The sequence below is a fragment of the Trinickia sp. genome, from assembly GCF_057351765.1.
Genome location: NZ_JBMRBK010000071.1, coordinates 146966 through 159460 on the forward strand (window position 1 = coordinate 146966; position 12495 = coordinate 159460).

The 12495-nt window shown below is 64.4% G+C and carries 13 protein-coding genes and 1 pseudogene; 9 read left to right on the forward strand and 5 right to left on the reverse strand.

The genetic code is table 11. The annotated features are described in order from the left end of the window. Positions 1 to 7: 7 nt before the first annotated feature. The 5 genes from purU to ACO1XS_RS19690 form a co-directional block, all read right to left on the reverse strand. Positions 8 to 877: a formyltetrahydrofolate deformylase gene (gene purU, locus ACO1XS_RS19670; RefSeq protein WP_331569248.1), complete on the reverse strand. Its 870-nt coding sequence runs from the start codon at positions 875 to 877 to the stop codon at positions 8 to 10. Between the two features lie 39 nt (positions 878 to 916). Beyond that, entirely contained in the window at positions 917 to 1774 is an 858-nt protein-coding gene (locus ACO1XS_RS19675) for an NUDIX hydrolase (RefSeq protein ID WP_331569250.1), read from the reverse strand. A 17-nt stretch (positions 1775 to 1791) separates the two neighbouring features. Continuing rightward, positions 1792 to 2406 (reverse strand): LysE family translocator, encoded by a 615-nt coding sequence (locus tag ACO1XS_RS19680; RefSeq protein ID WP_331569252.1) that lies wholly within the window; start codon positions 2404 to 2406, stop codon positions 1792 to 1794. A gap of 87 nt (positions 2407 to 2493) precedes the next feature. Next, on the reverse strand, positions 2494 to 3060 hold the full coding sequence (locus ACO1XS_RS19685; protein WP_331569254.1) for an adenine phosphoribosyltransferase: 567 nt from the start codon (positions 3058 to 3060) through the stop codon (positions 2494 to 2496). Between the two features lie 82 nt (positions 3061 to 3142). Next, the gene (locus tag ACO1XS_RS19690) at positions 3143 to 5146 is read right to left on the reverse strand and encodes a monovalent cation:proton antiporter family protein (RefSeq protein WP_331569256.1); all 2004 of its coding nucleotides are present in this window, start codon (positions 5144 to 5146) and stop codon (positions 3143 to 3145) included. A gap of 138 nt (positions 5147 to 5284) precedes the next feature. On the opposite strand from ACO1XS_RS19690, the gene kdsD reads away from it, so the two are divergent. The 9 genes and pseudogenes from kdsD to ACO1XS_RS19735 form a co-directional block, all read left to right on the forward strand. Further along, a complete protein-coding gene (kdsD, locus tag ACO1XS_RS19695) occupies positions 5285 to 6268 on the forward strand; it encodes an arabinose 5-phosphate isomerase KdsD (RefSeq protein WP_331569258.1) in 984 nt (327 codons plus the stop codon). Further along, positions 6268 to 6816 carry a KdsC family phosphatase gene (locus ACO1XS_RS19700; protein WP_486391462.1) on the forward strand — a complete coding sequence of 183 codons (549 nt, stop codon included), beginning with the start codon at positions 6268 to 6270 and terminating at the stop codon, positions 6814 to 6816. The genes kdsD and ACO1XS_RS19700 overlap by 1 nt, the downstream gene beginning before the upstream one ends. Further along, positions 6813 to 7412 carry an LPS export ABC transporter periplasmic protein LptC gene (lptC, locus tag ACO1XS_RS19705; RefSeq protein ID WP_331569261.1) on the forward strand — a complete coding sequence of 200 codons (600 nt, stop codon included), beginning with the start codon at positions 6813 to 6815 and terminating at the stop codon, positions 7410 to 7412. Before ACO1XS_RS19700 ends, lptC begins: the two co-directional genes overlap by 4 nt. Before the next feature lie 29 nt (positions 7413 to 7441). Beyond that, complete coding sequence (lptA, locus tag ACO1XS_RS19710; RefSeq protein WP_331569263.1) at positions 7442 to 8104, forward strand: lipopolysaccharide transport periplasmic protein LptA; 663 nt, start codon at positions 7442 to 7444, stop codon at positions 8102 to 8104. A 77-nt stretch (positions 8105 to 8181) separates the two neighbouring features. Continuing rightward, entirely contained in the window at positions 8182 to 8907 is a 726-nt protein-coding gene (gene lptB, locus ACO1XS_RS19715; RefSeq protein ID WP_173255154.1) for an LPS export ABC transporter ATP-binding protein, read from the forward strand. 179 nt (positions 8908 to 9086) lie between these two features. Continuing rightward, complete coding sequence (locus tag ACO1XS_RS19720) at positions 9087 to 10592, forward strand: RNA polymerase factor sigma-54 (RefSeq protein WP_331569265.1); 1506 nt, start codon at positions 9087 to 9089, stop codon at positions 10590 to 10592. Between the two features lie 171 nt (positions 10593 to 10763). Then, positions 10764 to 11120, forward strand: a complete 357-nt coding sequence (gene hpf / locus ACO1XS_RS19725) for a ribosome hibernation-promoting factor, HPF/YfiA family (RefSeq protein ID WP_173255078.1) — start codon at positions 10764 to 10766, stop codon at positions 11118 to 11120. 292 nt (positions 11121 to 11412) lie between these two features. Then, a complete protein-coding gene (ptsN, locus tag ACO1XS_RS19730; RefSeq protein WP_331569267.1) occupies positions 11413 to 11868 on the forward strand; it encodes a PTS IIA-like nitrogen regulatory protein PtsN in 456 nt (151 codons plus the stop codon). 122 nt (positions 11869 to 11990) lie between these two features. Next, positions 11991 to 12495, forward strand: a pseudogene (locus ACO1XS_RS19735) (HPr(Ser) kinase/phosphatase); the annotation flags it as partial.

The following is a 12495-nucleotide window of genomic DNA, read 5'->3' on the forward strand; positions in this document are numbered from 1 at the left end:
CAGCCGCTCACCGGAACACCACGGTCTTCGTCCCGTTGAGCACGATGCGGTGCTCGACATGCCACTTCACCGCACGCGCGAGCGTCACGCACTCCACGTCCCGTCCGATTGCCGTCAACTGGTCGGGCGTCATGCTGTGATCGACTCGCTCGACTTCCTGCTCGATGATCGGGCCTTCGTCGAGATCGGTCGTCACGTAATGCGCCGTCGCACCGATCAGCTTCACGCCACGGTCGAACGCCTGGTAATAAGGCTTCGCGCCTTTGAAGCTCGGCAGGAACGAATGATGGATGTTGATCGCGCGACCCGCGAGCTTCTCGCATAGCGCCGGCGAAAGAATCTGCATGTAGCGCGCGAGCACGACGAGATCGACGTCGCTTCGCTCGATCACTTCATAGACGCGCGCTTCCTGTGCGGCTTTCGCGGCGTCCGTCGATTCGGTCAACGGGAAATGATGAAACGGAATGTCGTAGCTCGCGGCCAGTTGATAAAAGTCCCGATGGTTCGAAATGATCGCGGGGATTTCGATCGGCAGTTGACCCGTGCGATAGCGAAACAGCAAATCGTTCAGGCAATGGCCGATCTTCGACACCATGATGACGACGCGCGGCTTCACCGTCGCATCGTGCACCTCCCAACGCATCGAAAACTGCTCGGCCAGTTCCGAGAAAGCGGTGCGCAGCGCGTCGAGCGCCGGGCCACCGCCCACCTGCTGGAAATGCACGCGCATGAAGAACTCGCCGGTATGGCTATCGCCGAACTGCGCCGAATCGAGGATATTGCTGCCGCGCTCGAACAGGAATCCGGAAACGGCGTGAACGATGCCGGGCCGGTCGGGGCAGGACAGTTTGAGGATGAAGCTGTGTTCGGTCGACATGACCTGCGAACTCCTTTGTTGATCCGATAGCGCGCAGCGCTAAACCGATGAGAGCGGCGGCACGACGAAGAGCGCGTCGATGCCCGCGCAGCTCTCTTCGTCGATCCAGCGGTGCCGCAAGAAACATTCGAGGCTGGCAAGGCTCGCATCCACCGTCATTGCACCTTCCTCGATCCACCGCGCGACTTCATCGACACGCGCGAGACGGTGCTCGCTGACTTCCCCGTCCTGATTGCGCGGCGAGAAGTCCAGCGGCAGCGTCAGGTCGTAGACGAAAATCTGCTCCGACTGCGTGCCCTCGGGAATCGTCTGCAGCACATGTACGCTGCGCCCCGCGACGGCGCGCGAGGCGAGCGCCTCGCCAATGCCGGCCTCTTCCCAGCACTCCTTGGCGAGCGTCGCCTCGATGCCGAGCCCCCACGCAATGCCGCCCGCGACCACGTTATCGAGCAGCCCGGGATCGGTCGCCTTGGTGTCGCTGCGGCGCGCGATCCAAAGCTGCGGCGCGCGATCCGGGTATTTTACGATGCCGTTCAGATGCACCGCATACGTCATCGTGCCGAAAAAGCGCGCGGCGGCGCGTTCGATATAGGCGAGCGGCGGCTCGTCGAACATGTTGCGCACTGCGTAAATCTCGTCGCGCCAGCCTACGATCCGGCCGGCGGCCGCCAGCGCACCGATGACGGCCCCGAGCGCAGCCGAACGCGTATCGGCGTTTTCGTCGAAGCGCGGGGCAAGCGTGACGCGCGCCGCGTCGAGCGCGAAAACGTCCGGCCAGCGCGCGAGCAGCGAGACGTCAGACTCGCGAATCCATCCGACCTGCCGCCCGGCGAGCCAGAACGGTCGATGAGCGCGCGCATCGAAACACCGCGCGGCGGCAATACAAGGCAAGCTCATGGTTCCTCCGTTGCCGCTCAATCGCGCAACGCGACGCGCAAGCCGAGCGCGACGAAAGTCGCACCGGCCAGCCGGTCGAGCCAGACGCCGATGCCAGGCCGGCGCTTGAGCCATGCGCCGATCGCCCCGGCCGATAGCCCGAAAAGCGAAAAGATCACAACCGTCTCGAGCATGAAAACGAGACCGAGCCCGATCATCTGCACGGCCACGCTCGTCGCCGCGCCAGGATCGACGAATTGCGGCAAAAACACGATGAAAAAGAGCGTGACCTTCGGATTGAGCATGTTGCCGAGCACGCTTTGCCGAAAGACGGTCGAAAGCCGCTGCGGCGGCCTCGTATGTGCCTCGCTCAGGCCGCGGCTCGTCAGCGCTTTGACGCCGATCCAGATCAGATATGCGCCGCCCGCAAGCTTGACGAGATGGAACGCGAACGGGGAGGCGCGCAGGAGCGCGGCAATGCCGAACGCGGCAAGCGTCGTATGGAAAACGACGCCGGCCGCAAAACCGAGCGCGGCAACCAACCCGGCCGCCCGCCCCTGCGAGACGCCGCGCGCAATGACTTGCAGATTGTCGGGGCCGGGCGCGACGGTGATGGCGGCCGAAGCCGCGGCAAAAAGCGCGATCTGGTTCATCCGTTGGCTTCCTGTCTAGGTGGAACAGTCGACGGGCGAAGCTGCGGCAGCACACGAGCTCGTGCGCCGAAGCCACGCCGCGCCGGCTCAATGGCCCGAGAATTCGGCAATCGTATAGAGCGGCAGCCCGTTATCGCGCAACAGCTTCGAGCCGCCGAGATCGGGCAGATCGATGATCGCGGCGCCTTCGATCACGTGCGCGCCAAGCCGCTCGAGCAGATTCTTGCCAGCCATCATCGTGCCGCCTGTTGCGATGAGATCGTCGACGATGACGACGCGATCGCCGGCCTTGCAGGCATCCTCGTGAATTTCCACGGTGGCCGTGCCGTATTCGAGCGAATACGATTCGGACACCGTACGAAACGGCAGCTTGCCGATCTTGCGGATCGGAATGAACCCCAGGTTGAGCTCATAGGCGACGATCGGCGCAATGATGAAGCCGCGTGCGTCGAGCCCGGCGATGTAGTCGAGCTTCGCTTCGACATAGCGCTCGATGAAGAGATCGATCAGCACGCGCAGCGTTTTCGGGCGCTGCAAAAGCGGCGTGATATCGCGGAACTGGACCCCGGGCATCGGCCAGTCGGGGATCGTGCGGATCTGGCTTTTGATGAACGCGGCAGCGTCGTGCGGCTCTTGCTCGGGCGGGTTGGACATGGAAACTCTCCGAAGGACGGCCCGCCTCGCCCGGCAGGCCTGATCGATCTAAAAACGAAAACGCGCTCGCCGGCGCCGCGCGTCAGGCGGTCGCCGCGCCGGCGCGGCGGTTCTTCGAGAGCCGCGCCTCGGCCAGCGCGAGCGCCTCGGGCACCCCTCGCAGCACGACGATGTCGGCCTCGCGCAGCTTGGTCTCGGGACCCGGCTCGACACCGCGAATGCCATGCCGCCGAATGGCCGTCACCTCGACGCCGAGCTCGCTCAAGCCAAGTTCCTCGAGCGTGCGGCCGACCGCCTCGGCGTTGCCGTCGACGGGCACCGATTGTAGCCGCACCTGCTCATGGCCGTCGTCATCGCCGGGATCGTCGGCGCCGCGGAAATAGCCGCGCAACAGGCTGTACCGCGCATCGCGCATTTCCTCGACGCGCCGCACGACGCGCCGCATCGGCACGCCCATCAGCACGAGCGTGTGCGAGGCGAGCATGAGGCTGCCCTCGACGATCTCGGGGATGACCTCCGTCGCGCCGGCGGCGAGCAGCCGTTCGAGGTCGGCGTCGTCGACGGTACGCACGATGATCGACAGCGCCGGCTCGAGCTCGTGCACGTTATGCAGTACACGCAGCGCGGACGATGTATTGGCGTAGGTGATCGCAACGGCCGCCGCGCGGTGAATTCCGGCCGCAACGAGCGATTCGCGGCGCGCGGCATCGCCGAACACGACCGACTCGCCCGCCGCGGCGGCGGCGTTCACACGATCGGGATCGAGATCGAGCGCGACATACGACAGCCCTTCGTGCTCGAGCATGCGTGCCAGGTTCTGCCCTGAGCGGCCGTATCCGCAGATGATGACATGGCCTTGCTGCCGCAGGCTTTGCGTCGCGATACGGGTCATCTGCAGCGACTGCTGCATCCATTCCGTCGACGAAAGCCGCAGGACGATACGGTCGGCGTTCTGGATGATGAGCGGCGCCGCAAGCATCGACAGCAGCATCGAAGCGAGAATCACCTGCAGCAGCACCGGATCGACGAGGTGCTTATCCTCGATCAGGTTCAGCAGCACGAAGCCGAATTCGCCGGCCTGCGCGAGGCCGAGCCCGGTGCGCATCGCCACGCCCGGTGTCGCGCCGAAAAGCCGCGTGAGCCCGGTCACCATGACCGCTTTGAGCAGCACCGGTCCGACGAGCAACGCCAGCACCAGCAAGGGATGCGAAATGAGCACACGCGGATTGAGCAGCATACCCGTCGTCACGAAGAACAAGCCGAGCAGCACATCGCGAAACGGCTTGATGTCTTCTTCCACCTGGTGCCGATAGGGCGTCTCCGCAATCAGCATGCCGGCGATGAACGCCCCGAGCGCAAGCGAGAGCCCGAACTTGTCGGTGATGAACGCAGCGCCGAGCGTCACGAGCAGCAGGTTCAGAACGAAAAGCTCCTGCGAGCGCCGGCGCGCCACCAGATCGAACCAGCGCGTCATGAACCGCTGCCCGACCATGAGCAAAACCGCGAGCGCGACCACGATCTTGAGCGCGGCCACGCCGAGCGTCACCGCAAGATCGCGGGAATCGCCGCCGAGCGCCGCGATGATGATGAGCAGCGGCACCACGGCGAGATCCTGAAAGAGCAGTACGCCGAAGATGTTGCGCCCATGCTCGGTCTCGATCTCTAGCCGCTCGGCGAGCATCTTGCTGACGATGGCCGTCGACGACATCGCAAGCGCGCCGCCGAGCGCAATACACCCTTGCCAGGGTACGTGCATCCAGCGCTCGAGTGCGAGCCCGCCCAGCAACGCAAGCGCGACCGTGCCGATCACCTGCAGCAGCCCCAGCCCGAAAACGAGCGTCTTCATCGCGCGCAGCTTCGTCAGCGAGAATTCGAGCCCGATCGAGAACATCAAGAACACGATGCCGAATTCGGCGAGATTCTGGGCCCGCTCCGTATTCGGTGCGATGCCGAGCGCATGGGGCCCGACGACGATGCCGACGGCCAGATAGCCGAGCATCGGAGGCATATTGAGATAGCGAAACAGCACGACTCCTGCCACGGATGCCAGGAGCAGCAAAAGCGTCATCTCGAGCGGGGATATCACGTGCGATGCGTCCTCTGGGTCTGCGGATGAGCGCCGCGCGTTGAGAAGGGCGTACCTGCGCCTCAGGACGGCCCACCCGCGTGCCGAGGTTCGCGCAGGCTGGCCGGGCGCGGCGAACGCCTTTGTTATACTCCGCGAATGATAGCGAAAATCAATGGCAACCGGGCATTGGCGCTCGCCCGGGAGGTGCTCGAGATCGAGGCTGACGCCGTACGCGCCTTGCGCGATCGCATCGACGAAAGCTTCGTCACTGCGATCGATCTGCTTCTGAGCTGCCGCGGCCGTGTCGTGGTCTCGGGTATCGGCAAATCGGGGCATGTGGCTCGCAAGCTCGCGGCCACGCTCGCGAGCACGGGCACGCCGGCGTTTTTCGTGCATCCGGCCGAAGCGAGCCACGGTGACCTCGGCATGATCGCGGCCGACGATGTCTTCATCGCGCTGTCGAACTCGGGGGAATCGGAGGAGCTCGTTGCCATCCTGCCGCTCGTGAAGCGCATCGGTGCCAAGCTCATCGCCATGACGGGCCGTCCCGAATCGAGCCTCGCCCGCCTCGCGGACGTTCACCTCAACGCGGGTGTCGCGAAGGAAGCGTGCCCGCTCAATCTCGCGCCGACGGCGAGCACGACGGCCGCGCTCGCGCTCGGCGACGCGCTCGCGGTGGCCGTGCTCGATGCGCGCGGCTTCGGCGCCGACGACTTCGCGCGTTCGCACCCGGGCGGTGCCCTGGGCCGGCGGCTGCTCACCTACGTGCGCGATGTCATGCGTACCGGCGACCAGGTGCCGAAGGTTCCGACAGCCGCGACCGTGCGCGACGCCCTGTTCCAGCTCACGGCCAAGCGCATGGGGATGACGGCGATCGTGGACGAAGACGACCGCGTCGCGGGCATCTTCACCGACGGCGATTTGCGCCGTGTGCTCGAACGCACGGGCGACTTCCGCGAGCTGCCGATCGCCGATGTCATGACCCGCTCGCCGCGCGCGATCGGTGCGGACCGCCTGGCCGTGGAAGCCGTGGAACTGATGGAGCGCCACCGCATCAATCAGATGCTCGTGATCGACGACGCCGGCAAGCTGATCGGCGCGCTCAACATGCACGACCTCTTTTCGAAGAAGGTGATCTGATGACCGCAACACCGCTGAGCGCTACCGAACGCGCGAGCCGCGTGAAGCTGATGGTGTTCGACGTGGACGGCGTACTGACCGACGGCGCCTTGCACTTCACGGCCGAAGGCGACTACATGAAGTCGTTCAATTCGATGGATGGCCATGGGCTGAAGCTGCTGCGCGAAGCCGGCGTCGCAACGGCCATCATTACGGGACGGCGCTCGGAAATCGTGGCACGGCGCGCTGAAGAACTGCGCATTTCGCATCTTTACCAAGGGGTCGGCGAAAAGGCCGCGGTGCTCGCCGAACTGCTGCGGACAACGGGGGTTTCGGCCGACGCTTGCGGCTATATGGGCGACGATTGGCCCGACCTCGCGGCCATGCTCCAATGCGGCTTCGCGGCCGCTCCGGCCAACGCGCATCCCGAGGTGATCGCCCGCGCACATTGGATCTCGAAGGCGCGCGGCGGCTACGGTGCCGCCCGCGAACTCTGCGAGACGATCCTGCGCGCACAGCACCGCTACGACGCGCTGCTCGCAGCGGCATGCGGAGCGCGCGGCGCATGAATGCTTCACGCTTCACGTCGATGGTTTCACTCGTCGCGATGGCGGCACTGGCCGGCGGCACTTACTGGCTGCTGCAGGCAACCCGCCCGCCCGACGCGGCCGGGACCGCGGCTCCGAAGACCCATTCGCCCGACTATTTCGCCGATAACTTCTCGGTATCCGAGCTCGATAACTCGGGCTTGACACAGTACCGGCTCACCGCCACGCGCATGGTGCACTACGAGGACGACGAAAACAGCGACCTCACGCACCCCGCGATCCGCGCCTTCCAGCCCGGCAAGCCCGTCGTGACGGCGACGGGCGAGCGCGGCACCGTGAACGCCGATGCCTCGGTCGTCGATCTTTACGACAACGCGCGGATTCTGCGCGCGGCCGGCATGGGCGACCCGGAAATGCAGGCCGATTCGTCGCACTTTCGCGTGCTCGTGAACGACGATGTGATCGAGACGGAAAAGCCGGTTAAACTGCGGCGCGGCCAGTCCGTCATGACGGCCAGCGCGATGAAGTACAACAACGTCACCCGGTTCATGCAGCTCTTCGGCAACGTACGCGGCGCCATCGCCCCGTCGGAACAGTCCGGCAGCGCGCCGAAATGACCGGTTGATCCCAAACGTAGCGTGACCGCATGAACCCATCGTTCTTTTTTTCCGAGTACCGCCGCGCGCGCGCCTTTCTCAAGGCCGTGCTGCTGGCCGCCGTCTGCGGCGTCGGCCTCGGCGGCGCGCCGCTCGCACATGCCGAGCGCGCCGATCGCGACAAGCCGCTCAATATCGAAGCGGACAACATGACCTACGACGACCTCAAGCAGGTCAACATTTTTACGGGTCACGTGGTTGCCACGAAGGGCACGATCATCATCAAGGCCGACCGCGTCGAAGTGAAGCAGGACCCGCAAGGTTACCAATATGCGACGGGCACGATGACGGGCCACGGGCTCGCTTATTTCCGCCAAAAACGGGATGGCGTCGACGAATACGTCGACGGCACCGCTGAACGCATCGACTATGACGGCAAGCAGGACTTGACGACACTGACGACGAATGCGACGGTAAGGCGCTTGCAGGGCCTCTCGACGGTGATGGATCAGGTGCATGGCAGCGTCATCACCTATGACGGCCAGAAAGAGTTCTATACCGCGCGCGCGGGCAAGGACGTCGCGGGACCGGGCAATCCGACCGGACGCGTGCGCGCGATGCTCTCGCCGCGCAACGGCGCGCCGGGGCCGCTCAACGGCAGCCCCGCCACGCTCGCGCCGGCCACGGGAATTCAAGGGACACCGCAGCAGTGAATACGCTTTCCACTACCGAGGCAGGGGCGAATGCCGCCGCGCACGCCACCGCGCCCGCAAAAACGAGCTCGCTCGTCGTGCGCAACCTCAGGAAACGCTACGGTTCGCGCACCGTCGTGAAAGACGTCTCGCTCGATGTGAAAAGCGGCGAGGTGGTGGGGCTGCTCGGCCCCAACGGCGCGGGCAAGACCACATCGTTTTACATGATCGTCGGTCTCGTGCCGCTCGACGCGGGCGACATCATGCTCGACGGCAACCCGATCAGCTTCATGCCGATCCACAAGCGCGCGGCGCTCGGTCTTTCCTATCTGCCGCAGGAAGCGTCGGTGTTTCGCAAGCTGACCGTGGAACAGAATATCCGCGCCGTGCTCGAACTGCTGCATGACGAGAACGGCAAGCGGCTCGGGAAACAAGCCATCGAGGCCCGCACCGAGGCGCTGCTCGACGAGCTGCAGATCGGCCATCTGCGCGAAAACCCGGCGCTCTCGCTGTCCGGCGGCGAACGCCGGCGCGTGGAGATCGCGCGCGCGCTCGCGACGAATCCGAGCTTCATTCTGCTCGACGAGCCGTTTGCCGGCGTCGACCCGATCGCAGTGCTCGAAATCCAGAAAATCGTCAAATTCCTCAAGCAACGCAACATCGGCGTGCTGATCACCGATCACAACGTGCGTGAAACGCTCGGTATCTGCGATCACGCCTACATCATCAGCGATGGCAGCGTGCTCGCCGCCGGCGCGCCGCGCGAAATCATCGAAAACGAGAGCGTGCGGCGCGTCTATCTCGGCGAGCATTTCCGCATGTAACGCGTTCGGGCCGGGGCGCAGCACCCTGTCGGCCCGATCGGCCAGGCCCTGTCCGTCCGCCTGCAATTTTTACCCCCTCCCGCGCCCCGGCGCGCGCGGCCCGGCCTCCATCGGGAAAAACCGCGCGCGGCGAGGTTTCGCGCTTGTGGCAAAGTCTCTACAATGAAACCCAACTTGCCATGAAAGCCAGCCTTCAACTTCGCCTGTCGCAGCATCTTGCGCTGACCCCTCAACTGCAACAGTCCATTCGGCTGCTGCAGCTGTCCACGCTCGAACTGCAGCAGGAAGTGGCGATGGCCGTCGCGCAAAACCCCTTGCTCGAGAGCGAGGAAGAATGGATCGCGAGTCCGTTGCGCGTGGCGGGCGACGGCTCGGTGATCGCCCAGACGCCCGGGCCGAGCGCGCCGGAGCCGATGAGCGGCAACGCCTCGGACGGCGCGTCGGAGCGCGCGGGAACGAGCGACTCGGGTCCCTCGGACGAGTACAACGGCATGTCCTCGTCGGACAGCGGCGATGCGTCGCAGTGGAACCTCGACGACTACGGCCGCTCGTCGACACCGTCGGATGACGACGATCTGCCGCCGCTGCAGATCCACGAGCCGACCACAACCCTGCGCGACCATCTGATGGCCCAGTTGCGCGTCACGCAGGCAGGCCTGCGCGACCGGGCACTGATCACCTTCCTGATCGAATCGCTCGATGACGATGGCTACCTCACCGCGTCGCTCGACGAAGTGATCGCCGATCTGCCCGAAGAGCTGGAAGTCGATCTCGACGAGCTGAACGCCGCGCTCGCGCTGTTGCACAGCTTCGATCCGGCCGGCGTCGGTGCGCGCTCCGCCTCCGAATGCCTGCGGCTGCAGTTGCTGCGGCTGCCCGATACACCGACACGCAAGCTGGCCCTCGAGATCGTGGGGCAGCATCTCGAGTTGCTGGCCGCGCGCGATTTCACGCGTTTGAAGAAACAGCTGAAGACGACCGATGACGCGCTGCGCGAAGCGCACGCGCTGATCCGCTCGCTCGAGCCGTTCCCCGGCGCGGCCTACGGCAAAGCCGAAGCCGATTATGTGGTGCCGGATATCATCGTGAGAAAGACCGGCCAGGGATGGCAGGCCGAGCTGAACCCGGAAGTGGTTCCCCGGCTGCGGATCAACCACCTCTACGCGAACATCCTGCGCAACAACCGGGGCGACCCGGGCAGCGGCTCGTTGCGCCAGCAACTGCAGGAAGCCCGTTGGCTCATCAAGAACATCCAGCAGCGCTTCGAAACGATCCTGCGCGTCGCGCAGGCCATCGTCGAGCGTCAGAAGAGCTTTTTCGTGCACGGCGAAATCGCCATGCGCCCCTTGGTTTTGCGGGAAATAGCTGATACGCTGGGCTTACACGAATCGACGGTCTCGCGCGTCACTACCGGCAAGTACATGCTCACCCCATTCGGGACGCTGGAATTCAAGTACTTTTTCGGGTCGCACGTCTCGACCGACACAGGGGGGGCCGCCTCATCCACGGCCATTCGCGCGCTCATCAAGCAACTGATAGGAGCAGAAGACTCGAAAACGCCTCTTTCAGACAGCCGCATAGCCGAACTGCTGGCCGAACAGGGCTTCGTGGTAGCGCGTAGAACCGTCGCCAAATACCGCGAAGCGCTGAAGATCCCGGCAGTCAACCTGCGCAAGTCTCTGTAGCTTTCCGCGTTTACGCGGAAGGCATTTTCCGGCCGCGATGCCATTGGCGCGAAGGCCGTCCGAGACGACCCGCCGCTCGTCAGTCACGCGGGGTGATGTTCGAGCGGGCCGCTTTCCGACCGGTTACGCCGCGCCCATGCGCGTGAGAAGGCCATTTGTTTGGAGAGCACTATGAATCTGAAGATCAGTGGACGCCATCTCGAAGTAACGCCGGCACTGCGCGAATATGTGGTTACCAAGCTGGACAAGGTGCTACGACACTTCGATCAGGTGATTGATGGCAACGTGGTCCTCTCGGTCGACAATCAGAAGGAAAAGGACAAGCGGCAAAAAGTGGAAATCAATCTCCACCTAAAGGGCAAAGACATCTTCATCGAAAGCGCCAACGGCGATCTGTACGCCGCTATCGATCTCATGATCGACCGGCTCGATCGGCAGGTCATGCGCCACAAGGAGCGCATCCAGGAACATCAACACGACGCCATCAAGCACCAGGAGGCGCCGCTGGGCGAACAGCCGCAGCCCTGAGTCGAGCGGGCGGCACGCAGGACGCGCGCCGCTCACCCCGCGAAGCCGCCCTGAAACGGGCGGTTTTTTCATGCGTACGCCGCACCGCCCGGACCGCTCGAATTGCGCGTTCGTCCGCACGTTTGCGCAGTGCAACACCCTATCCGGCTGATTTATAATGTGCCGGTCATTTGCGGGGCAGCCGGCCAAGTCGCCGTTCGAGGCACGGGCCACGAATCCGACCGGCCCGGTCGAAACCGACAACCCGTCAGTTGCCGCGAGGAGCGCCCAGGCGACGCGTTAGCCTGCCAACATGAATCGTTTAGCCAAATTCCTTCCCCTCGAAAACGTCGTCATCGAACTATCCGTCACGAGCAAGAAGCGCGTATTCGAGCAAGCGGGGCTGATTTTCGAAAACCAGAACGGAATCGCACGCAGCGCAGTGACGGACAACCTGTTCGCGCGCGAACGCCTCGGCTCGACAGGTCTCGGCGAAGGTGTCGCCATTCCGCACGGCCGGATCAAAGGCCTCAAGCAGCCGCTCGCCGCCTTCGTGCGCCTGGAGCAGCCGATTCCATTCGAAGCCCCGGACGGCCAGCCCGTTTCGCTCCTGATCTTCCTGCTCGTACCCGAGCAGGCCACGCAGCAGCACCTCGAAATCCTGTCCGAGATCGCCCAGTTGCTCTCCGATCGCGAAACGCGCGAACGACTGCATACGGAAGCAAGCCACGAGGAGTTGCATCGGCTGCTCACCCAGTGGCACCCTTGACACTATCGTGAACTCGCCCGGGAGGGCATTCGCACAAGGCCCGGACGCGCAGCCAGTCGATCGGCGGCGCGCGTCGACGGCCGGCGGGTTGTAGCAGTCTATTTGGACGGAGTCAGGGATTCATGGATACTTCCAGCATCAACGCCCAGAGCATCTTCGACGACAACGCAGCCTCGCTCAAATTGAGCTGGCTGACGGGGCATGAAGGCTGGGAACGCGGCTTTTCGGCGGAGACCGTCGCCAATGCAACCTCGAGCGCGGATCTCGTCGGCCACCTGAACCTCATCCATCCGAACCGGATCCAGGTGCTGGGCGATGCCGAGGTCAATTACTATCAGCGGCAAACGGACGAGGACCGCTCGCGCCATATGTCGGAGCTGATCGCACTCGAGCCGCCGTTTCTCGTCGTGGCAGGGGGAGTTGCCGCGCCGCCCGAACTCGTGCTGCGCTGTACGCGCTCGTCGACGCCGCTTTTCATGACGCCGGTGTCGGCCGCCGCCGTCATCGACAATCTGCGCCTTTACATGTCGCGCATTCTTGCTCCGCGCGCGACACTGCATGGCGTATTTCTCGACATCCTGGGCATGGGCGTATTGCTGACCGGCGACTCCGGTCTCGGCAAAAGCG